Source organism: Klebsiella quasipneumoniae subsp. quasipneumoniae, assembly GCF_020525925.1.
In the GTDB taxonomy this organism is placed as follows: Bacteria; Pseudomonadota; Gammaproteobacteria; order Enterobacterales; family Enterobacteriaceae; genus Klebsiella; species Klebsiella quasipneumoniae.
In genome coordinates this window covers 3,564,518-3,586,047 of record NZ_CP084876.1, presented here as the reverse complement: position 1 = coordinate 3,586,047, position 21,530 = coordinate 3,564,518, and the positions used below count along the sequence as shown (strand labels likewise).

The 21,530-nt window shown below is 59.7% G+C and carries 16 protein-coding genes and 1 pseudogene; 6 read left to right on the top strand and 11 right to left on the bottom strand.

Going from position 1 to position 21,530, the window contains the following annotated elements; translation table 11 throughout:
* Window positions 1–160: 160 nt before the first annotated feature.
* Entirely contained in the window at window positions 161–286 is a 126-nt protein-coding gene (gene mntS, locus LGM20_RS17315; RefSeq protein ID WP_023288948.1) for a manganase accumulation protein MntS, read from the bottom strand.
* Between the two features lie 185 nt (window positions 287–471).
* On the opposite strand from mntS, the gene mntR reads away from it, so the two are divergent.
* The 4 genes from mntR to LGM20_RS17295 all read left to right on the top strand — a co-directional run bounded on the left by mntR (window position 472) and on the right by LGM20_RS17295 (window position 4,384).
* Entirely contained in the window at window positions 472–945 is a 474-nt protein-coding gene (gene mntR / locus LGM20_RS17310) for a manganese-binding transcriptional regulator MntR (protein WP_004886216.1), read from the top strand.
* The gene (locus tag LGM20_RS17305) at window positions 942–2,054 is read left to right on the top strand and encodes an anion transporter (protein WP_032455222.1); all 1,113 of its coding nucleotides are present in this window, start codon (window positions 942–944) and stop codon (window positions 2,052–2,054) included. Before mntR ends, LGM20_RS17305 begins: the two co-directional genes overlap by 4 nt.
* Before the next feature lie 169 nt (window positions 2,055–2,223).
* Window positions 2,224–3,600 (top strand): glycoside hydrolase family 1 protein, encoded by a 1,377-nt coding sequence (locus LGM20_RS17300; RefSeq protein ID WP_044521837.1) that lies wholly within the window; start codon window positions 2,224–2,226, stop codon window positions 3,598–3,600.
* A gap of 67 nt (window positions 3,601–3,667) precedes the next feature.
* Window positions 3,668–4,384, top strand: coding sequence for a GntR family transcriptional regulator (locus LGM20_RS17295; protein ID WP_044521840.1), 717 nt, complete (start codon window positions 3,668–3,670; stop codon window positions 4,382–4,384).
* Between the two features lie 147 nt (window positions 4,385–4,531).
* Here LGM20_RS17295 and ldtB read toward each other — a convergent pair whose 3' ends face one another.
* Both ldtB and LGM20_RS17285 read right to left on the bottom strand, forming a co-directional pair.
* Window positions 4,532–5,446, bottom strand: coding sequence for a L,D-transpeptidase (gene ldtB / locus LGM20_RS17290; protein ID WP_032428696.1), 915 nt, complete (start codon window positions 5,444–5,446; stop codon window positions 4,532–4,534).
* Window positions 5,447–5,623: 177 nt separating this feature from the next.
* Window positions 5,624–6,539 (bottom strand): annotated as a pseudogene (locus tag LGM20_RS17285) (tyrosine-protein phosphatase).
* Between the two features lie 48 nt (window positions 6,540–6,587).
* Here LGM20_RS17285 and LGM20_RS17280 point away from each other — a divergent pair.
* Window positions 6,588–8,180, top strand: a complete 1,593-nt coding sequence (locus LGM20_RS17280; protein ID WP_044521844.1) for an ABC-F family ATPase — start codon at window positions 6,588–6,590, stop codon at window positions 8,178–8,180.
* Between the two features lie 375 nt (window positions 8,181–8,555).
* Here the strand turns inward: LGM20_RS17280 and LGM20_RS17275 are convergent, their stop codons facing one another.
* Window positions 8,556–10,919: a glycoside hydrolase family 31 protein gene (locus LGM20_RS17275; RefSeq protein WP_044521846.1), complete on the bottom strand. Its 2,364-nt coding sequence runs from the start codon at window positions 10,917–10,919 to the stop codon at window positions 8,556–8,558.
* 15 nt (window positions 10,920–10,934) lie between these two features.
* Window positions 10,935–12,236 carry an MFS transporter gene (locus LGM20_RS17270; protein WP_004886240.1) on the bottom strand — a complete coding sequence of 434 codons (1,302 nt, stop codon included), beginning with the start codon at window positions 12,234–12,236 and terminating at the stop codon, window positions 10,935–10,937.
* Window positions 12,237–12,536: 300 nt separating this feature from the next.
* Between LGM20_RS17270 and LGM20_RS17265 the strand changes: the two genes are divergently transcribed.
* Window positions 12,537–13,610, top strand: coding sequence for a LacI family DNA-binding transcriptional regulator (locus tag LGM20_RS17265; protein WP_044521848.1), 1,074 nt, complete (start codon window positions 12,537–12,539; stop codon window positions 13,608–13,610).
* On the opposite strand, the gene LGM20_RS17260 is transcribed toward LGM20_RS17265, so the two are convergent.
* The 6 genes from LGM20_RS17260 to moeA all read right to left on the bottom strand — a co-directional run bounded on the left by LGM20_RS17260 (window position 13,607) and on the right by moeA (window position 21,492).
* The gene (locus LGM20_RS17260) at window positions 13,607–14,872 is read right to left on the bottom strand and encodes a DUF1479 domain-containing protein (RefSeq protein ID WP_044521849.1); all 1,266 of its coding nucleotides are present in this window, start codon (window positions 14,870–14,872) and stop codon (window positions 13,607–13,609) included. The genes LGM20_RS17265 and LGM20_RS17260 overlap by 4 nt on opposite strands.
* Window positions 14,873–15,012: 140 nt before the next feature.
* On the bottom strand, window positions 15,013–15,828 hold the full coding sequence (locus LGM20_RS17255) for a Cof-type HAD-IIB family hydrolase (RefSeq protein WP_044521854.1): 816 nt from the start codon (window positions 15,826–15,828) through the stop codon (window positions 15,013–15,015).
* A 179-nt stretch (window positions 15,829–16,007) separates the two neighbouring features.
* The gene (locus LGM20_RS17250) at window positions 16,008–18,440 is read right to left on the bottom strand and encodes a formate C-acetyltransferase/glycerol dehydratase family glycyl radical enzyme (RefSeq protein WP_044521856.1); all 2,433 of its coding nucleotides are present in this window, start codon (window positions 18,438–18,440) and stop codon (window positions 16,008–16,010) included.
* Window positions 18,441–18,445: 5 nt separating this feature from the next.
* The gene (locus LGM20_RS17245; RefSeq protein WP_044521858.1) at window positions 18,446–19,345 is read right to left on the bottom strand and encodes a glycyl-radical enzyme activating protein; all 900 of its coding nucleotides are present in this window, start codon (window positions 19,343–19,345) and stop codon (window positions 18,446–18,448) included.
* Window positions 19,346–19,501: 156 nt separating this feature from the next.
* The gene (moeB, locus tag LGM20_RS17240; protein WP_023288964.1) at window positions 19,502–20,257 is read right to left on the bottom strand and encodes a molybdopterin-synthase adenylyltransferase MoeB; all 756 of its coding nucleotides are present in this window, start codon (window positions 20,255–20,257) and stop codon (window positions 19,502–19,504) included.
* Window positions 20,257–21,492, bottom strand: coding sequence for a molybdopterin molybdotransferase MoeA (moeA, locus tag LGM20_RS17235; RefSeq protein ID WP_044521861.1), 1,236 nt, complete (start codon window positions 21,490–21,492; stop codon window positions 20,257–20,259). Before moeA ends, moeB begins: the two co-directional genes overlap by 1 nt.
* Between the last annotated feature and the right edge of the window lie 38 nt (window positions 21,493–21,530).

Genomic DNA, 21,530 nt, shown 5'->3' with positions numbered 1-21,530 from the left:
GCAAAGATAGGGCTTGTAAATGGTAAGGTCAACCAGACATAACAGATTGTTTTGCGAGGACGCTTACAAAACTTGAAAAAAGGTGGGGGAAACGGGATAAACCGGTCAGTTTAGCGGCAGATGATGACGGAAAAATGAAGCGGCGTACCGCGACGCCGCCTTAGCGATGGGGTTTGTCCTGCTGCGGTTTACCGTTGATCATCTCGCACAGCATACCGAGCAGCATTAAGCGTACTTTAAAGGGTGAATGGCTGAACACGTTTAAGCACCTCTTGAATTCGTTCATCTGCTCTCCTCCTGCCTGTTCGCTCCATCATTCCCTGATGGATGTTTGCATTATATACAGATATAGCACAGGCTATATTTTATAGCTATGGCTAAAACGTTAAATTTTTGTGCTCTTGGCGCAATCCATTACAATGTGGATCTTTTTATATGATGCTTGACGCGTCACACGAATGAGGAAGCACAATGAACCGTCGCGCAGGTAAGCCAATAACAAAAAAAGTGACGCAGTTAGTAAATGTTGAAGAGCACGTTGAAGGGTTCCGCCAGGTGCGGGAAGCGCATCGGCGCGAGCTGATTGACGACTATGTTGAACTGATTTCCGACCTCATCCGCGAGGTGGGCGAGGCGCGTCAGGTGGATATGGCCGCCCGGCTGGGGGTCTCGCAGCCCACCGTCGCCAAGATGCTCAAACGGCTGGCCAGCGTCGGCCTTATCGAACAGATCCCGTGGCGCGGCATATTCTTAACCGCGGAGGGTGAGAAGCTGGCCCAGGAGAGCCGCGAGCGCCATCAAATCGTGGAGAACTTCCTGCTGGCGATCGGTGTCAGTCCGGAGATCGCCCGTCGTGATGCCGAAGGGATGGAGCATCACGTGAGCGAAGAGACGCTGGCGATGTTCCTGAAATTTACCCAAACACAGGGATCTCAGGAAGCATGACTCTTCCCTTCGTCCAGTCGCTGCTGCGCGACCGTTTTCTCCATCTGCTGCTGATTATCGCCTGCGTGCTCAGCGTGATGGTGCCGTTTGTCCCGGCAAGCTGGCCGGCGGCCATTGACTGGCATACCATCATCACCCTCAGCGGCCTGATGCTGTTGACTAAGGGAATTGAACTGAGCGGCTATTTTGACGTGCTGGGGCGTAAAATGGCCCGCCGCTTTGTCACCGAGCGTCAGCTGGCTATGTTTATGGTGCTGGCGGCGGCGCTGCTGTCCACCTTCCTCACCAACGACGTCGCGCTGTTTATTGTGGTGCCCCTGACCCTGACCCTGAAGAAGTGGTGCGCCATCCCGGTAAACCGGCTGATTATTTTCGAAGCGCTGGCGGTGAACGCCGGGTCGCTGCTGACGCCGATCGGCAACCCGCAGAACATCTTGCTGTGGGGACGCTCCGGTCTCTCTTTCCCTGGGTTTATCGGCCAGATGCTGCCCCTGGCGGCGGCAATGATGCTGACCCTGCTGGCGCTGTGCTGGTTCTGTTTCCCGGCAAAGCGGCTTACCTACCAGAGCAGCGATATGGCGCCATCGTGGCAGCCTAAGCTCGTCTGGAGCTGTCTGGGGCTCTATCTGGTGTTCCTGACGGCGCTGGAGATGGATCAGGCGCTGTGGGGACTGGCGCTGGTGCTGCTGGGCTTTCTGGCGCTGGCCCGGGCGGTGATCGTCCATGTTGACTGGTCGCTGCTGCTGGTGTTTATGGTGATGTTTATCGACGTCCATCTGCTGACCCAGCTTCCGGCGCTGCACCAGGTGCTGAGCGGGGTCGGGACGCTCTCCGGCGGTGGACTGTGGCTGACCGCCATCGGCCTGTCGCAGGTGATCAGCAATGTGCCCTCGACCATTCTCCTGCTCAACTATGTCCCACCGTCGATCCTGCTCGCCTGGGCGGTTAACGTGGGGGGCTTTGGTCTGCTGCCGGGCTCGCTGGCCAATATCATCGCCCTGCGCATGGCTGGCGATCGGCGGATCTGGTGGCGTTTCCATCTCTACTCCATTCCCATGCTGCTGTGGGCGGCCCTCACCGGCTATTGGCTCTTCAAACTCTGCGCCTGATTTCCGCAGCAGTCTGCCGCCCTCCACGTCGTTCGACAGGATCGCCCTCCGGGGCGATCTTTTTTTGCCCGGCTCACAGAAAACGATCCCTGGCTTTGCGCATCCGTTCGCTTTTCGATATATGACTAGTCATGAAATTTAAATGACTAGTCATATATCGAGGCGCAGGATGAACAACAGACTACCGGCAGATTTCTTATGGGGTAATTCCGTCTCCAGCATGCAGACGGAGGGAGCGTGGAACGAGGGCGGCAAGGGGATGTCGGTGTACGATATCCGGCAACCGGCAGAATTCGCTTCCGACTGGAAGGTGGCGACCGACTCCTATCATCGCTTTAGGGAAGATTTCGATCTGATGCAGGATCTGGGCATGAACTGCTACCGTTTTCAGATCGCCTGGAGCCGGGTGTGCCCTGAAGGAGACGGCGAGTTCAATGAAGAGGGCATCGCCTTCTACCATCAGTTTATTGATGAACTGATCGCCCGCGGCATCGAGCCGATGATCTGTCTGTACCACTTCGATATGCCGCTCTCGCTGGCGGAGCGCTACAACGGATTTACCGACCGCCGGGTGATGGACGCCTTTATTCGCTATGGCCAGAAGATGATCGCCTGCTATGGCGACAAGGTGAAATACTGGCTCACCTTTAATGAACAGAATCTGTACCATTCGCCGGAAGCGTTTCTGATTTCCGGCTACCTGCAGGGGGAGAAGACCCTGCGCGAGCTGTACCTGATCCAGCATCATGTGATGATGGCGCACGTCCATCTGACCGATCACCTGCATCAGACGAAGCCGCAGTGTCTGATGGGCGGGATGCTGGCCCACGCCCTGGTTTATCCGGCGACCTGCAAACCACGCGATATCCTGTGCGCCCAGCAGCTGGACGAGTTTTTAAACCAGAACCTGCTGCGGGCTTACGCCGGGGAGGGCTACAGTCCGGAAGTGATGCATTTTGTCGCCACCGAAGGGTTCGATGATATCTATCGTCCGGAGGATCTCGCGCTGATGGCGACGGTGAAGGTCGATTATCTGGCGTTCAGCTATTACGCCAGCCGGACGCTGAACAGCGACGCGATCCCGCCGGGAACGGCGGTCAACAACTATATGCTGTTTGGCAATCAGGATAACCCGTTCCTGAACGCGACAGAATGGAACTGGCAGATCGATCCGCTGGGCTTCCGGACCATCATCACCCGCTATTATAACGACTGGCGCCTGCCGGTGTTCCCGATTGAAAACGGCATCGGGGTGATTGAGTCGTGGGACGGTGAACATCCGGTTGCCGACGATTACCGCATCGCCTACCATCGCGACCATATCAACGCCATGAAAGCGGCCATGTTTGAGGATGGGGCGCAGGTGATCGGCTATCTCGGCTGGGGATTAATCGACATCCTCAGCTCGCAGGGCGATATGCGTAAGCGCTACGGCGTGGTCTACGTCAATCGCGAGAACCATGACCTCAAGGATCTGCGGCGGGTGCCGAAGAAGAGCTATGCGTGGCTGAAGCAGGTGATCCACAGCAATGGCGACGTGATGTAATGGTGTTCTGGCGGTCAGGCCGTGGATCCTGCCCGCCAGCACTCACTGAATGTATAAGGACCGGGGAATGACGGCGAAGTATCTGCAAATCGCGCGGGAAATAAAAAAACGGATCATCAGCCAGCAGTATCCTGCCAGCGCGCCGTTACCTGACCAGTTTGCGCTGGCGGCAGAGTTCAGCACCAGCCGGATGACCATCCAGCAGGCGATGCGCCAGTTAATCGTCGAAGGGCTGATCTATACCCGCAAAGGGCAGGGCACCTTTGTGCGGAAAAATTTCCTTCAGCTGTCGCAGTGGGAGCTGCCAGGCAGCGACTATTTCGGCGCCACCAAAACCTGGGAGCATCTTGGCGAGGTACAAAGCGAAGTGGTGCGCTTTGAGGTGCGTTTTCCCACTGACAAGGAGCAGAGTTCGCTGCTGATCGACGCCGATGCCCCGGTGTATGACTTTGTTCGCCTGCGGTTGCTCAACGGGGAACCGGTGTCGCTGGATCTGACGGTCATGCCGGTGGGGCTGGTGCCGGGGCTCAATAAAAGCCATCTGGAAAGCTCGGTGTTTCGCTATATCCAGGAGACGCTGGGGCTGAAGCTGATGGGATCTTACCGCGTGGTGCGGGCGATGAAGCCGGATGAACTGGATAAACAGCATCTTCACTGCGAGCCCACCGATCCGGTGCTGGAGGTGGAGCAGGTTATCTATCTGGAAGACGGCACGCCGCTGGAGTACGCCCACTGCCACTATCGCTACGACCATGGCGGGATTATTCTGGTGAATAACGGCTAGACCGGGGGCCCCGGTTGGCGCAGCGCTTAGCAGGGCCAGGGTGTTGTCAGGTTCAGTCGCCAGGCAAGGCGTCAGCCGCAGCCCGGCACAACACCGATAAAAAAAACGGCGGGCATCAGGCCCGCCGTTTTTATTGTCATGCAGAACTTAGTTCAGACGCACCGGCATACCGGAGCGGTTCTGGATAGCCTGCTCGACCACGTTCTGATCGACATCAGACTGGCTGGTGATCGCCTGTACCGGCTGAGTCAGGGTGATCGGCACGATCTCGCCGCCCTGGAACTGCGCTTCGGTGGTCGACAGCGGGTTGTGAACCTCGATGTAACGGCTGCCGTCCGGCTCGGTGGTGGCTTTTACCGGCTCATCGATAAACTGCACGCGGGTGCCGACCGGCACGTTCTCAAACAGGAATTTGATGTCATCGTTGCGCAGACGTACGCAGCCATGGCTCACGCGCAGGCCGATACCGAAGTTAGCGTTGGTACCGTGGATGGCGTACAGACGGCCGATATACAGCGCGTACAGGCCCATCGGGTTATCCGGACCGGCCGGTACGACGGCTGGCAGCGGGTTGCCGGCGGCAGCGTATTCCGCATGCATCTTGGCGGTCGGCGTCCAGGTCGGGCCAGCCTTCTTACGTTCGACTTTGGTGGTCCAGTTGATTGGCGTGTCTTTGCCTAACTGGCCGATACCGATCGGCAGAACAATCACGGTGTTGGTGCCTTTCGGGTAGTAGTACAGACGCATTTCGGCGCTGTTGATGATGATCCCTTCATGGACGGTATCCGGCAGGATCAGCTGCTGAGGGATGTTCAGGACGCTACCGCCCTTCGGCAGATAGGTATCCACCCCCGGGTTGGCTTCCAGCATGTTGGAAAGCCCCATCTGATATTTCGCCGCGAAGTATTCCAGCGGCTGCTTGTTATCATCCGGAATGGTGATGACCTGGTTCTGACCAACCAAACGGCTGCCATCGGTTGGCAAAGGATAGGTGACAGCAGACGCTGTATTGCAAAAGCCTACGATGGCGAAGGCTGCCGCTAAGAGTGTAGATAATTTCATAGTTTTTAATGTCGTGTGCGAAATCAACGCCACACAGGCCTTTGTTAATGATTGAGACAGTAGATGGGAGCGCATTATATGTGCATTCCGCTGAACAGGTAAATCAGATGTGTACGAAATCACATTTTTTTCCCTGTCGCCTCGGCTGCCGCGCCCTGGCGTTCGGGGCGACGAGGGTTAGTCTTCCAGCAGCCGGGCCTGCAGCGCCGCGCGGACCGGGGCGGTAAGCTGGTACTCTTCCGCCAGCCAGGCGTCGACATTGCCATAGCGCTGCTGAATAGCCGACAGCGCGGCGGCGAGATAGGACTCTTTCACCGTCAGGATGGCCGCCAGGCTCTGGCGCCCCTGGGCCGTCAGGTCGTTGCCGAGCATCTCCAGCATCCAGGCCTCCACCTGCGTCAGCATGCCATGGGTAAGGAGATACTCCTCCATCACCGTCTCGCTGTCGCATCCGACGGCGAACAGGGTTAACGCGCAGCCGACGCCGGTGCGATCTTTACCGACCGCGCAGTGTTGCAGCAAGGCGCCGTCGAAAGGGGTCGCCAGCCATGCGGCGAGCTGGCGATAGGCCGGATTGTTAAACGGCAGCTGGCGATAGAGTTGCAGCATAAACTGCTCGCCGTTGAGCGCATTAAGGGTGGCGGCATTCAGCTCGGTGACCTTCGCGTTGACCTCGCCGATCGGCGGATTGGCCGGCGCGTTGAGATAGTGGGTGAGCGGGCTCAGTTTGTCCGGCGTGCGCTGTACTTCACCGGGGTCGCGGTAGTCGAGCACCCGGCTGAGCGGCAGGGTATCCAGGTGGTCGAGATCCTCTGCCGTTAGCCGGTTTAGCGCACCGGAGCGTAGCAGCTTGCCGCTGCGTACCCGGCGTCCGTCGGCGGCGCGCTGGCCGCCCAGGTCGCGAAAATTAATGCCGCCCTGCAGGGATAAAAAGGCCGGATGTCGCGGTTGGCTGGTGGTCATGGGACTCCTCATCATCACGTACAGAATAACGGTTTGCGCGCAGGTCTCTGGCGCATCTGACAAAGACCTTAGCACAAGCGCCGCGGCGGAATTTACCGCAGACCGTGAAAAGTGCGTCATTTACTGGCATAATGTCTGCTGTATCACACCCCTCATACTCTTTTTTCAGGATATCCCCGTGCTAGTATCCAGCAACGTTACCATGCAGTTTGGCAGTAAGCCGCTGTTCGAAAATATCTCCGTTAAATTTGGCGGCGGCAACCGTTATGGTCTGATCGGCGCCAACGGCAGCGGTAAATCGACCTTTATGAAGATCCTCGGCGGCGATCTCGAACCGACGCTGGGCAACGTTTCTCTCGACCCGAACGAGCGCATCGGTAAGCTGCGTCAGGATCAGTTCGCCTTTGAAGCGTTCACCGTGCTGGATACGGTCATCATGGGCCACGGCGAGCTGTGGGAAGTGAAGCAGGAGCGCGATCGCATCTACTCGCTCGCCGAGATGAGCGAAGAAGATGGCTATAAAGTGGCCGACCTGGAAGTGAAATATGGCGAAATGGATGGCTACTCTGCTGAAGCGCGCGCGGGCGAACTGCTGCTGGGCGTGGGCATTCCGGTTGAACAACATTACGGCCCGATGAGCGAAGTCGCCCCAGGCTGGAAGCTGCGCGTCCTGCTGGCGCAGGCGCTGTTCTCTAACCCGGACATTCTGCTGCTCGATGAACCGACCAACAACCTGGACATCGACACCATTCGCTGGCTGGAGCAGACGCTGAACGACCGCGACAGCACCATGATTATCATCTCGCACGACCGTCACTTCCTGAACATGGTTTGCACCCACATGGCGGATCTGGACTACGGCGAGCTGCGCGTCTATCCGGGCAACTACGATGAATACATGACGGCGGCCACCCAGGCGCGTGAACGTCTGCTGGCGGACAACGCCAAGAAAAAAGCGCAGATTGCTGACCTGCAGTCCTTCGTTAGCCGCTTCAGCGCCAACGCCTCTAAATCGCGTCAGGCCACCTCGCGCGCGCGTCAGATTGACAATATCAAGCTGGAAGAGGTTAAAGCCTCCAGCCGTCAGAACCCGTTTATCCGCTTCGAGCAGGATAAGAAACTGTTCCGTAACGCGCTGGAAGTGGAAGCCCTCACCAAAGGCTTTGAAGACGGTCCGCTGTTCAAAAACGTCAATCTGCTGCTGGAAGTGGGCGAGAAGATTGCCATTCTGGGCGCCAACGGCGTGGGTAAATCCACGATGCTGAAAACCCTGGTGGGTGAACTGCAGCCGGACAACGGCACCGTGAAATGGTCTGAAAATGCGCAACTCGGCTACTACGCGCAGGATCATGAGTACGAGTTCGAAAACGACCTGACGGTCTTCGAGTGGATGAGCCAGTGGAAACAGGAAGGCGACGACGAGCAGGCGGTGCGCAGTATCCTTGGCCGACTGCTGTTTAGCCAGGATGACATCAAGAAGCCGGCGAAAGTATTGTCCGGTGGTGAGAAGGGCCGCATGCTGTTTGGTAAGCTGATGATGCAGAAGCCAAACATCCTGATAATGGATGAACCGACCAACCACCTGGATATGGAATCCATCGAATCGCTGAACATGGCGCTGGAGATGTATCAGGGCACCCTGATCTTCGTTTCCCACGACCGTGAGTTCGTCAGCTCGCTGGCCACCCGCGTGCTGGAGATTACCCCGGAACGGGTGATCGACTTCAGCGGCAACTACGAAGACTACCTGCGCAGCAAAGGTATCGAGTAATCCCGCTTCGTTACCCGGGTTGCGGCTACGCCTTACCCGGGCTACGCCTGGCATGTGATCTGTAGGCCCGCGCAAGCGTAGCGCCGCCGGGCAATAACCGCGGGTAAAGAGCCACTTTCGCGCCGGATGGCGGCTGCGCCTTATCCGGCCTACGGTCCGTGCCATTGTGAGCTTAAGAGCTCTATCTTGTACCCATGGTTACTGAAACTGTCCGTTACCCGGGCTACCAAACCGCACAGTGCTGTAGCCCCGGTAAGCGGTAGCGCCACCGGGGATTTTGAGGCCACCAGTTTGTAGCCCGGATTAGCGTAGCGCCATCCGGGAACATTATTAAATCCAGGCCGGGCGAGGCGTAAGCCGCCGCCCGGCATATGCTCAGAGCCTCCACTCCGTTCCTTCGACGCCATTCACCAGCAGTTTGCGTTTTTCTCCCGCCGGTAATGACAGCTTCAGCGCTTTCCACGCCGGGCGATAATTGCCGCGGGCGTTGACCTTCAGGTTGATAGTGCTGCTGTCGCACGCCATTTCCCACTCCAGCCACAGCGCATCGCCCTGTTTATAGCCCCAGCTTTCGCCGTCATCCTCAAACAGCAGACCCGAAGTGGTCCCGACGCCTTTCAGCGGGAACAGCTGCAGTTCGCGGCGATCGTCCTGTTGCGCAGCAACATGACGGATGCGCTCGCTGAGCGGCAGTCCGGCCCCGGCGCGCACCAGCAGGGGCAGCGTTTCCAGCGGCGCGTCGAGGGTGACCCACTGGCCGCCGGCGAACCACTGGTGGCTGTAGAAATCGTACCATCCGGCCTGATTATCCGGCAGCCACACCTCACGCTGGCGGGCGCCAGGCTCGACCACGCTGGCCACCAGCAGATCGCGGCCCAGCAGGAAGTCATCGCATTCGGCGAAGGTCTGCGCGTCGTGCTGATGATCGAGGAAGGTCGGGCGCAGCATCGGCTCGTCGTCAGCATGCGCCTGCCACAGCAGGGTGTACAGATAGGGCAGCAGGCGGTAGCGCAGCTCAATAGCGGAACGAATGGCCGGGGTGACGGCCGGATACATCCAGGCTTCGTTGACCGTCTGGTCGTCATTCCACGAATGAATAGTAAAGCGCGGGTGCATCACGCCGTTTTGTACCCAGCGCACGAACAGCTCCGGCTCAGGTTTATCGCCGGAGAAACCGCCGACGTCGTGGCCGACGTTAAACAGCCCGGAAAGGCTCATGCCCAGCCCCATGCGGATGTTATAGCGCAGCGTATCCCAGTTGGTGCGGTTATCGCCGCTCCAGGTCTGGACGTAGCGCTGCATCCCGGCGCAGCCGGAGCGGGAGATGAGATACGGGCGCTTTTGCGGCGCAAAGCGCTGCTGGGCCTCCATCGAGGCGCGCATCATCAGCAGCGGCATCACCGGGCGAATATGCTTGATGGCGATTTCGCGGCCAAAGCCGTAGCAGCGCGCTTCGCCGTCCCACACCTCATACTCGTTATTATCGTTCCAGGTCGAATCAATGCCCATCTCCAGCAGCTGGCTGGTGACCCCTTCCTGCCACCAGGCCACGGTTTGCGGATTGGTAAAGTCGAGATGCGATCCTTCATCGTCCCAGAAGCTGGAGCGCTCCGGAGCGTCGGTTTGCGAATCGCGCACGAAGAGACCGCGCTCCGCCACCTCGCCATAGCGCGGATGGTCCTGCAGCAGGCAGGGTTTGATATTGGCGGCCAGCTTCAGCCCGGCGTCGTGGAACGACTGACTCATCACTTTCGGCTGCGGCACCTTGTCGTGGTTCCAGTTAAAGACGTAGCGCTTGCCGTTAATCGAGGTATAGCCGGAAGAGAGCTGGAACGAATCGCACGGAATAGCGTGCTCATCGCACAGGCGGATGAAGTTCATCAGCTGATTTTGCGCATCCGGCGCGTCGGTATAGTGCATGGTCGAGCCGCTGTAGCCGAGGCTCCATTTGGGCCCGAACAGGGTTTTACCGGTCAGACGGACGAAGGCTTTGGTCACATCCAGCACCTGTTTACCGGTGAACAGGTAGTAATCGATATCGCCAGCTTCCGCCTGCCAGCGGCGATAGGCGGTATGATAGTTGTCGATTTCGTTACCCAAATCCAGCCAGCAGCTGCTCAGGTTGTCGTAAAACAGGCCATAGCTAACGTCGCTGCGTTGCGTGATGGTGAACGGAATATGTTTATACAGCGGGTCGGTGCTGGCGGCGTTGTAGCCCATGGCATCAAGGTTGCGCATTTCATAACGCTTACCGGTGCGCTGCAGGTCGCCGGCCTTTTCGCCCAGGCCATAGAAACGCTCGTCTTTGCGGCGGCTCAGATAGTGGGCGACGCCGTCGCCGTGGGCATTGGCCAGATAGGCGCTGGTGGGACGGTCGTTGGCAAGCTGCTGCCATTCCCCGGCATCGTCGCGATAGCTCCACTCCAGCCACAGCGGCTGGTGGACGGTGACGCGCAGCTGGCGGGTGGCGATGGTCAGCGTATCGTCCTCCTGGGTCAGCTGCCAGGCCGGGAGACTAAAACCGCTGAGGTCATCCCGGGCGCGGCCTTCCCACGGTACATCCTGCTGCGGAGCGATGCTCCAGGTGCGATCCAGCGCCAGCTGGCCCTGGCGTTTCAGCAGCACGCGGAATAGATTCTCTTCCAGTACGTACAGGCACAGGGTGTGCTGGCCATCGACCGTCAGTTCAACGTGATGCTCCAGCTGTTGATGCAAACTCCAGTGTTTCAACGTCTTCATATCTTACATCCACTCTCAGGCGCGCTTGGCGCGACGTTCAGCAATAAATGCCACCAGGAAAACGGCGCCAATCAGGTCAAAGAAACCCATGGCGATGAACAGCGGGTTGAAGCCAATTTTGTCGGCGGTCACCCCGATTAATAACGAGAACAGGAAGCTGGCGATCCACGCCGCGGATCCGCGCATACCGTTCACCGTCGCCATTTGTCCCTTGTCGAACGACTCCACCACCAGCGCGCTGAGCATGCAGGAGATGATCTGATGCCCGAAGCCGCCAATGGAGATCAGGACGATGGTGATATAGGGATCGCGGGTGATAGCGACGAGGGCCAGGGAGATCATCAAAAACGCGCCGGTCACCGAGCTGGCGATCACCGAGTTGACTCGCGTACAGCCGAACCAGCGAACGTACAGGCGGGTGAGGTAGCCGCTGACCACGCTGCCGAGGTCGGCGGCAAGGAACGGCAGCCAGGCGAACATGGCAATCTGCTTGAGATCCATGCCGTGCTCTTTAGCCAGGTACAGCGGTACCCAGAAGCTCAGCACCGCCCAGGCGGGCTCGGCCATAAATGCGGGAATGGCGATCCCGTAGAAACGTTTATTCTTCGAGACGGTTTTGAGTGCGGTAAAGAAGGGCTGTTTCACCGGCGGCGCTTCGTTATCCTGCTTGATGTACTCGAGCTCGCTTTTGCTGAGATTGGGGTGCTTTTCCGGGTTCTGATAGAAGGCCCACCACAGCACCACCCACAGCAGGGCCAGCGCGCCGGTAAACATAAACGCCCCCTGCCAGCCGAAGGAGGCATGGGCGAAGTAGATGATCGGCGGGGCGAGCATGGCGCCGATGGAGAACCCGACGCCAGCCCAGCCGGCGGCGATTGGCCGTTCAGACTTCGGGAACCACTCGCCGATGGTCTTGGCGTTGGCCGGGGTGGCGGCCGCCTCGGCCCCGCCCATAAAGAAGCGCAATATAGCCAGGTGCAGCCAGCTGCCGGCCCCGGCGTGGGCGATGCAGGCCAGCGCCCACAGGGTGGCGCAGATCATAAACCCGAGCTTCAGGCCGATGACGTCGATAAGCCAGCCACAGAGCGGTTGGAAAATCGTGTAAGCCAACTGAAACGCGCCGACGATCCAGGAATATTGTTCGGTGGTGATACCGAGCGTCGCTTTCAGTTCCGGGGCGATAATCCCCAGCGAGTTGCGTGTGATGTAGTTGACGGTGACGCCAAGTAAAAACAGGACCAGCACCCACCAGCGCAGGTTTTTTACCACCCGGCGCGTTTTGCTGACCGCGATATCATTGTTGAGGCCTTGACTCATAGCACACTCCACATGACGTTAGTAGGGGGAAAGTGACGTTCTCAATCCGTGAGCGGTCACGTAGTGTTGTTAACTATTTGAATAGTATATTTTTTTATCTCAACACCATTGGTATAACTAGTATGGGAGATGTTGGACCAATTCAGGCTAAGGGAGAAAAAACGTCGGGCAAAGCGCTATTTATGCAAGTTTTTTCATGAAATGACCGGGATCTCAAATTTTGCGCTGTCATTTGCTTACAGGTAGCGCTTTGGCGATTATGAAAATTCTTTCATTTTCCAATCGGAGCTGGATCACAAAATGGATAAAAAGCTGCGCGTCGCCGAAATCGCCGCCCGCACCGGGCTGTCGGCCAGTACCGTTTCGCGCGTCCTGGCCGGGAAGGCGAATACCAGCGACAAGGCCCGCCGGGCGGTGCTGGAGTGCGCCCGCGAGCTGGGGGTCATGCAGGGACTGGCCGCCGGACGTCTGTTGCTCAATAATCTGCTGGTGTTTGCCCCACAGCGCGCCTTCGATGAGCGGTCGGATATCTTCTACTACCGGGTGATCCAGAGCATCAATAACGCGCTGGCGGCGCATGAAGTGCGCCTGCGCTACTGCGCGCTGGACGAGAACGACAGCGACGCCAATCTGTTTCTTGCCCGCATGAACGAAGCGGAGACCCAGGCCGCGGTGCTGCTGGGGATCGACGATCCGCATATTCATGGCCTGGCGGCGGACCTGGGCAAACCCTGCGTATTGATCAACTGTCGGGATGAAGGGATGCGGCTGCAGTCCATTGCCCCCGATCATCGTCTGATTGGCCTGTGCGCCGCCCGCTATCTGTTTGATATGGGGCATCGCGTGGTGATGAACGTCATGTGCCTGCGCCGCTATACCATGGAGCTGCGGCTGGGGGGGATCCAGGAGGCGTGGCGCGCGCGCAATTTGCGCTTTACCGCCAGCCGGGATCTCATCAGCATCGCCAACTTTAGCGCCAGAGAGACCGAAGAGCAGGTGGGGACCTGGCTTGATGGCTTACAGGGCAGGCCGTTGCCCACCGCTTTCCTGGTGGGCGGCGATTTTATGGCCGCCGGCACGGTCAGCGCATTGCAAAAGCGCGGCCTGCGGGTGCCGCAGGATGTCTCGGTGATGAGCATCGACGGGTTTAATCTGGCGGCGATCCAGGAGGTGCCGCTGACCGCGGTGCATGTGCCGCGGGATGAGCTGGGCAGCGAGGCGGTGCACCTCCTGCAGCAGCGCCTGCTGCGCCCGGAGGCGCCGCACGGTTCGCTGCTGCTGCACGGCACGCTGGTGGTGCGCGATTCGGTACGGCGGATCCGGCCGGGCAAAGGCCATACCGCCGTGGAGCCGCAGGGGCTGTATGACGATTAAACCGCGATACCCAGCGCCCGTTTGCCGTGGATGTTCAGATCCTCCAGGGTGAAGCGCCCCTGCCAGCTGGCCTCATAGTCCTCGCGCGGGAAATCACCCGGCGAGGCCCCTTTTTCCAGAGCGATTTTCACTTTCTGCGCGTAGGCGAGGTTCTTCTCGCACATCGGCGCCGCCGGAATGTACATCACATTGCCCCAGCCCTGCTGATTTTCCACCGGCGCCACCGAGTGAATGACGTCGCAGTGCCACCAGACGGAATCGCCAGCGTTCAGCGCCGGGATCGAACTGAGGGCTTTGATCAGCAGCGGGTGCCACTGCTCAGAGATCGGCAGCACTCTGCCCGGCGCGACGCCGCACAGCTCATCCTCCGGCACATCGTCAAGCAGCGGGCGCAGCAGCACATAGGCCATCGCCTCGGGGATCGGCACCACGTGCAGCAGTCCCTGACCCGGGATCATATCCGACAGCGCGGTCCAGCCCTGGAAAGTGCGGAACACCGAGCACTTGGTGGTGTTGTCGACAGTGTACTCTTCCACTTCAGTACGGTGCGCGGCGTCCCACGGATCGTAAGCGTCGACATGACCGTTAAAGACGTTGGCGAAGACCTGCTGGTAGGCGGGGAGTAGCCAGCGCTCCAGCGCACCGGAATCGGTATGCGCGCCCAGCCCTTTCGAGGTGGTTCCCGGCGGACGGCGGCGAATGCGGTCGGGGTAAATGACGCTGACGTCCGGATCGAACCAGCGCTTGCCGTCCTGCTCAAAGCGCCACAGGCGGTTAAGGAAGGACTGCGCCGCCGCCATTTCATCGCTCTGGCGGGCCTGCATTTGCGAGGGCGACCAGTAGATGGGATAGATTTCCGGCCGCGAAGCCTCAAGCGTACCGAAGAAGCTGTCGCCTGGCCCTTTGTAGACCTCGTCGAAATGGTTCAGATCCAGATATTCCAGCATCGCGGTATCCCAGGCCAGCGCCTGTTCGCGCGGAAAGTGGCCTTTGATCACCGCGCAGCCCCGGCGCTTAATGGCCGCGCGCTGGGCATCGCTCACGGTTCCCTCGGCGATATCGCGGAACGGAATGGTTGGCCAGACCTCCTGGCCTGCGGCTTTCAGCGTCTCAATCTCCTGCAGGCGCTCGCTGATGCGCGCTGAGAGCTTATCGAACACCGCCTGGACGTCGCCGATTTGCGCCCGCAGCGCCTGCTTCATCTGGCGAATCGCCGCTTTGTGGTCGGCGGGGAGTGTTTCGTGGGTCGGGAGAGCAGCCATAATAACCTCGCTGTATCTTTCATTCGAAAGTATTAAATCTTATAAACGTTAATTTAAGTTAAAATGGAGTTAATGCAAGTTTAAAATCTTGCTGCGGCGCACAAAATGGACAAGCCGGGGCGCGCAGCCCCGGAGAGCGGTCAGGCGTTGAAGGGATCGCGGTTATCGAGGACGGCCTGAATGACGTTCAGCGCGCCGTCATGATTATTATCGTCGGTCGCGTATCCGGCGATAGCTTTGATGCTGTCGGCGGCGTTACCCATGGCGAAAGCGTATTTCACCAGCTTCAGCATTTCGGCGTCGTTGCCGCTGTCGCCGATGGCCACGCACTGCTGCGGCGACAGGTTCCAGCGCTTGAGCAGGCGGCTGATGCCGTTGGCTTTATGCAGACCGGGAATAATCAAATCGACAAAGCCAAAGCCGCTGGTGACCGGCTTCATAATGCCGTCGAGCGAGACGTGCAGTTTATCGATCAGCTGCGGGATCTCGCTGTCCGGCAGGTTCAGAGAAAATTTGAACAGCGTATCGTCGATGGCGTGATAGTCGCTTACCCGCTGCAGACGGTGGTAGTGCTTTGACATCAGGTCGACGAAGGCGTCCGGGGCGTTATCGCTCACGTAGGCGCTGTGCAGGCCGCAGGCGACGAAGTTCAGCTGCGGATCTTTGAGTAATTCGCCAATCACCACCTGCGATTCGTGGCGGGTCAGTTCGCCGTGGAACAGCTGCTTACCATGCTCAAAGACCAGCGCGCCGTTTTCGGCGACGAACGAGATCTGCTCGCGGATCTCCGGGAAGAAGGAGATCAGCTGATAGTACTGGTTGCCGCTGGCGACAACGAATTCAATGCCGCGCTGCTGCAGCTGGGCGAATTGCGCCAGAAACCGTGAGCGGTCGTAGGTTTTGGCGTCATTGAGAAAAGTTCCGTCCATATCGGTGACGATAACTTTAACGGTCATAAGGGGATGCTCCTGGCTTAACTTCGACCAGTAACATTCTAATTACAATGTGATGGGGAGCACAAATTTATTTCGAATGAAAGTTCACGCATTCAGAAAATGCCGGGAGGCGGCCTTGCCTTTCCCGGCCAGCAGGACAGGGGAGGCCCGCTAAGCGTCGCGCCAGCGGGCCTGAAGGGCTACAGCGTATGCTCGGTACGGGCGATGATATCGTCCTGGGTATCCGGCGACAGAGCGGTAAAGAACGCCGAGTACCCGGCGACGCGCACCACCAAATCGCGGTACTGATCAGGATGTTTCTTCGCCTCCAGCAGCGTGTCGCGCGAGACAATGTTGTACTGGATATGCCAGCCTTTATGCACCTCGAAGAAGGTGCGCAGCAGCACCATCAGCTTCTGCTTGTCGGACGCGTTTTCCAGGGTGGACGGATTCAGCTTCTGGTTTAGCAGAACGCCGCCGAGGATCGCCCCGGTGGGCAGTTTACCTACCGAACTGATGACCGCCGTCGGCCCCAGATGGTCGGTTCCGGAGGCCGGGCTGGCCCCTTCCGCCAGCGGAGTGTGCGCTTTACGGCCATCCGGCGTCGCCATGGTCTGCGCGCCGAACGGAACGTTGGCGGAGATAGAGGACGTGCCGGCGTAATAGTTGCCGCCGATCGGGCCGCGGCCATAGCGCGGGTTGTGATACTGCTTCAGCTCGTCGATATAGGTCTGGTAGGCCCGCGCCAGCAATGCGTCCACGCTGTCATCATCGTTACCGTACTTCGGCGCGCCGTTGATCAACCGCTGGCGCAGCTGCTCGTGGGTCAGGCCGTCAAAATCTTCCGCCAGCGCCTTCGCCAGTTCCTGCTGGCCGATAACGCCCTGATCGAAGACCAGCTTTTTCACCGCCGCCAGGCTGTTGCCGAGGTTGGCGATGCCCACCTGCAGGCCGGACACCCAGTCATACTTAGCGCCGCCCTGCTTAATGCTCTTCGCCCGTTCGATGCAGTCGTCCACCAGCGCCGAACAGAGAATATCGTGGACGTTCTCTTCCAGCATAGTATCGACCACATACTCAATCTCAATCGACTTACGGGTGTAGTAGCGGATCTGGCTGTCCCAGTCGGCCAGCACCTCGTCGAAGTTAGTGAAGTTGCCTTTCGACAGGGCGTGCTCCTGCGGCAGGAACACCTGGCCGCTGGTGGCATCGCGGCCGCCTTCCAGCGTCGCCAGCATCACCCGCGCGAAGTTGATGAAGCTCATGCCGGTGCAGCGATAACCCCATTTGCCGCCGACCGCGGTTTCGATGCAGCCGATGGCCGCATAATCGTAGGCATCCTGCGGCTCGATTCCCAGCTTGATAAATTCCGGGATCACGATTTCGTCGTTATTAAACGCCGGCATGCCGAAGCCGCAGCGGATCACCTGGACGCAGGCGTCGAGGAAGTCGTTGCTCATTCCGGCGTGGTAGCGCACGCTGAGGTTCGGCTGGGTCGAGCGCAGACGACCGCAGGATTCCAGAATGGCGTACGACAGCGGGTTGACCGCGTCCTGCGGCTGGCCGTCCACCAGGTTCTGGCCGCCGATGGTGACGTTCTGATACAGCGGGCTGCCGGCTGAGGCCTTGGAGTGCGAGCCGGAGCGGATCTTGTTGACCTCCAGCAGCTTCAGCCAGCAGCTGTGCAGCAGCTCAATGGCCTGTTCGCGATCCAACGATTGCTGTAGCTCAACGTCGCGGCGGTAGTACGGATAGAGGTACTGGTCCATGCGGCCAAACGAGACCGAGTGGCCATTGGATTCAATCTGCAGGATCAGCTGAATGAAGTAGCACAGCTGCAGCGCCTGCCAGAAGGTCTTCGGCGGCTCATGGGCGATGATATTGCAGTTTTCGGCAATCGCCAGCAGCTCATCGCGGCGTGCGTCACGGGATTCTGCCGTCGCCATCTCGCGCGCCAGCGCGGCAAAGCGTTTGCTGTGGTCGCTGACCGCCGCCAGCACAATATCAATCGCTTTCAGGAACTGTTCGCCGTGCAGGTCTTCCAGCACCGTCAGGTTGATGCGCGACCGGCGTTCGGCGACTTTCGCGCGCATGCCGTCCAGTCCTTTCTCCAGCAGCAGCGGGTAGTTGACCGCCAGGTGAGCGTCGCCGGAGGTCATGTTGCCCTCGGCCTTAATAATGCCGGTGGCGAGGAGCGCTTTCTGCTCATCGGTAAACATGCCGTAGCAGCGGTCCTGCACGGTCTGGCCGCGCCACCACGGGCACACTTCGTGCAGTACGCGCTTGTTCTCTTCGCTGACCGCGAAGCCGGCGCCGGGGCGGTCGGCGAGATCGTCGATCTCTTTCTCGATCCAGCTGACGGTGTATTCCGGGAAGATCGGCGCGGCGCGCACTTCGCTGGCCTGGTTGCCGACGATCAGCTCATCGTGCTTGATCCAGATGGTGCGCTCGGCCAGGTGGTGAGCGAGGGCCAGGGCGCGGCGCACCGGGATCGGCTTATCAAGATGCTGCTGATACATCTCGGTATAGTGGCGGGCGCGTTCGGTACAGACCGGCGGCTTGACGATATGCACCAGCGCCATTTTATGGGCCTGGATACGGGCGCTGAGGGTGTTGAGTTTCAGGGTAGTCATAGGGGTTATCCTCGTAAGATCGCCGTTAGCCCCTTGCTCCGCGCATAATCCTGCGCAAAGGCGAGCAGCTCGGGAGCATCCAGCGGTTTATCCGGTGCGGTGTAGGGCTGACTGAGTAACTGGTATTTATTCATTCCCAGCGTGTGGTAGGGCAGGAAATGGATTTCGCTGACCCGCAGGCGGTCGGCGGCAAAATCAGTGATGGCGGTAATGTCGGCTTCGCTGGCGTTGAATCCCTGGATTAACGGCACGCGAATAATGATGTTTTTCCCCGCCTGCGCCAGGTGCTGCAGGTTGTCCAGCACCCGGCGGGCGCTGCCGTCGGTCCACTGCCTGAAAACGGCCTCGTCGACGTGCTTCAGGTCGGCGAGAAACAGGTCGATGAAGGGTAAAGCCGGCTCAATGTATTTCCACGGTACGTGCAGGCAGGTTTCCACAGCGGTATGGATACCCGCCTGATGGCTGGCCTCCAACAGCGCCTGCGCCAGGGCCGGGTTCATAAAGGGTTCGCCGCCGGAAAGGGTGATGCCGCCGCCGCTGCGATCGTAAAAGGGTTTATCGCGCAGCACCGTCGCCATGATCTCCTCGACGCTCTTCTCCTCGCCGCACACCGTGAGCGCGGTGGTGGGGCAGCAGTCGCGCAGCGCGGCGATATGGCTGTCGTTAACGTGTTGCCGGTGAATGATCAGACCCTCGAGGGTGCGGGTGGTAACCGCCGGCGCCGCCTGCTGGCACAGCTCGCAGCCAGCCAGGCACAGGCGCGGGTCATACAGCAGGTCTTCGCTGCGGGCGCGGCTCTCCGGGTTCTGGCACCAGCGGCAGCCCAGCGAGCAGCCTTTCAGGAAGACGACGGTGCGGATCCCTGGGCCGTCATGGGTGGAATAGCGCTGGATATTGAAGATCATGGCTTACCCTCTTGTTTGCGTATGAATATAAAAACACTTTCGAATGAAAGTTATATTGACGCAAATCAACAAGCGGGATGGCGATAATCGCCAGGGGATAGAATAACGGCAGAGGTCACAACTTCACCGGCGACGACCCTCGCCGGCGGCTGAACGTTAGCGCGTACCGCATACCTCGCACTGCGGGTGGCGCATCAGCTTCATTTCACGAAACTGGCAGGTCATGGCGTCGTACATCACGATTTTCCCGCTGGCGGGCGTGCCGTAGCCGGTCAACAGCTTAATGGCCTCCATCGCCTGCAGGGAACCGATAGTGCCCACCAGCGGGGCCATCACGCCGGCTTCGACGCAGGTGAGGGCGTTTTCGCCAAACAGGCGGCTCAGGCAGCGGTAGCAGGGTTCGCCCTCCTGATACGTGAAGACGCTGATCTGCCCCTCCATACGGATCGCCGCCCCGGAAACCAGCGGGGTTTGGTGGCGGAAGCAGCCGGCGTTGAGCTGGTTACGAATGGCGACGTTGTCGGTGCAGTCGAGCACCAGATCGTGCCCGGCAATCTGCCCCGCCAGCGCCGCTTCGTCCAGTAAGGCATTGAGCGGCACCAGATGAACGTGCGGATTAATGCGCGCCAGCGCCTCGCGGGCGGAGTCCACCTTCGGCTGGCCGATGGCGGCGTCGCTGTGCAGCGTCTGGCGTTGCAGATTAGAGAGCGAGACGGTGTCGAAATCGAGCAGGGTGAGCTGCCCCACCCCGGCGGCGGCCAGATACTGCGCGGCGGCGCAGCCAAGTCCGCCGAGGCCGACCACCAGCACGCGAGCGGCCTTTAGCCGCTCCTGGCCGTCAAAATCAAAACCGCGCAAAACAATCTGTCGGTTATAGCGCAGCATCTCTTCATCGCTCAGCTCCACGGCCATTACAGCCCCCCAAACAGATGGCTGAACGGTTCGACGTCGACCCATTCGCCCGCTTCAACGTGGCCGCGCTCGCGCTCCAGCACGATAAAGCAGTTGCCGAGGCTGAAAGAGCTGAAAATGTGCGAGCCCTGATGACCGGTGGTGGTCACCACCAGCTCGCCGTCCGGGTTGCGCTGCAGAATACCGCGCTGAAAATCGAGGCGGCCCGGGGACTTTTTCAGCCGCGCGGCGGCCCGCACCCGCAGGCGGGTCGCCTGAAGCGGACCGTGCTTACCGGAGAGCTTCGCCAGCAGCGGCTGTACCAGCTGACAGAAGGTGACGGTGGCGGAAACCGGGTTGCCCGGCAGGCCGCAGAACCAGCTGCTGCTGAGCTTGCCGAAGGCGAAGGGTTTGCCCGGCTTGATCGCCAGCTTCCAGAAGCCGATCTCCCCCAGCTCTTCAAGAATGGTTTTGGTGTAGTCGGCTTCGCCCACCGAGACGCCACCGGAGCTGATGACCACGTCGGCCTGCTGGTCGGCGGCGATAAAGGCCTCACGCAGTTGCGTCGGATCGTCAGGAATAATGCCGAGGTTAATGACCTCGCAGCCCAGCTGTTCGAGCATCAGATGCACCGCCAGGCGGTTGGTATCGTAAATCTGGCCGTCGCCAAGCGGTTGACCCGGCAGCTGCAGCTCATCGCCGGTCGAGAAGACCGCGACGCGAACCTTGCGCACCACCTCGACGTCGGCAATGCCCAGCGAGGCCAGCACCGGCAGCTCGGCTACCGTCAGCGGCGTTCCCGCCGGGAAGACCACCGCGCCGTGGGCGATATCTTCCCCGCGGCGGCGAATATGCTGCCCGGCTTTCACCGGCGCGGCAAAGCGCACGCCGGCGTCGGTCTGTTCGGTCTCTTCCTGCATGACTACCGCGTCGCAGCCCGCAGGCACCGGCGCGCCGGTCATGATGCGGATACAGGTGCCGGTGGGCCAGGCGTCGTGAAACGGCTGGCCGGCAAAGGCCTTCCCGGCGACCGGCAGGGCCGCGCCGTCGTTGAGGTCGCTCAACCGGACGGCATAGCCATCCATCGCCGCGTTATCAAAGCCGGGGACATCCAGCGGGGAGATAATGTCATGGGCGGTGACGCGCGCGAAGGCCTGCAACAGCGGTACAGTTTCCGTCGCGCTCAGCGGCGTAATACGATCGAGCATCTGGGTGAGGGCTGTGTCGAGCGGCATCAGTCCGGCGGTAAAATCCATGGGTCACTCCTGCGGGCAAAACGGCGAAAACGCCTATT

What these genes read in the sequence shown, in the direction of transcription:
- LGM20_RS17260 (WP_044521849.1), bottom strand. Translation starts at nt 14,872, where the DNA reads ATGGCTGCTCTCCCGACCCACGAAACACTCCCCGCCGACCACAAAGCG.
- LGM20_RS17255 (WP_044521854.1), bottom strand. Translation starts at nt 15,828, where the DNA reads ATGACCGTTAAAGTTATCGTCACCGATATGGACGGAACTTTTCTCAAT.
- ldtB (WP_032428696.1), bottom strand. Translation starts at nt 5,446, where the DNA reads ATGAAATTATCTACACTCTTAGCGGCAGCCTTCGCCATCGTAGGCTTT.
- LGM20_RS17275 (WP_044521846.1), bottom strand. Translation starts at nt 10,919, where the DNA reads ATGAAGACGTTGAAACACTGGAGTTTGCATCAACAGCTGGAGCATCAC.
- moeB (WP_023288964.1), bottom strand. Translation starts at nt 20,257, where the DNA reads ATGGCCGTGGAGCTGAGCGATGAAGAGATGCTGCGCTATAACCGACAG.
- LGM20_RS17295 (WP_044521840.1), top strand. Translation starts at nt 3,668, where the DNA reads ATGACGGCGAAGTATCTGCAAATCGCGCGGGAAATAAAAAAACGGATC.
- LGM20_RS17245 (WP_044521858.1), bottom strand. Translation starts at nt 19,345, where the DNA reads ATGATCTTCAATATCCAGCGCTATTCCACCCATGACGGCCCAGGGATC.
- LGM20_RS17270 (WP_004886240.1), bottom strand. Translation starts at nt 12,236, where the DNA reads ATGAGTCAAGGCCTCAACAATGATATCGCGGTCAGCAAAACGCGCCGG.
- LGM20_RS17305 (WP_032455222.1), top strand. Translation starts at nt 942, where the DNA reads ATGACTCTTCCCTTCGTCCAGTCGCTGCTGCGCGACCGTTTTCTCCAT.
- LGM20_RS17250 (WP_044521856.1), bottom strand. Translation starts at nt 18,440, where the DNA reads ATGACTACCCTGAAACTCAACACCCTCAGCGCCCGTATCCAGGCCCAT.
- LGM20_RS17265 (WP_044521848.1), top strand. Translation starts at nt 12,537, where the DNA reads ATGGATAAAAAGCTGCGCGTCGCCGAAATCGCCGCCCGCACCGGGCTG.
- mntS (WP_023288948.1), bottom strand. Translation starts at nt 286, where the DNA reads ATGAACGAATTCAAGAGGTGCTTAAACGTGTTCAGCCATTCACCCTTT.
- LGM20_RS17300 (WP_044521837.1), top strand. Translation starts at nt 2,224, where the DNA reads ATGAACAACAGACTACCGGCAGATTTCTTATGGGGTAATTCCGTCTCC.
- mntR (WP_004886216.1), top strand. Translation starts at nt 472, where the DNA reads ATGAACCGTCGCGCAGGTAAGCCAATAACAAAAAAAGTGACGCAGTTA.
- moeA (WP_044521861.1), bottom strand. Translation starts at nt 21,492, where the DNA reads ATGGATTTTACCGCCGGACTGATGCCGCTCGACACAGCCCTCACCCAG.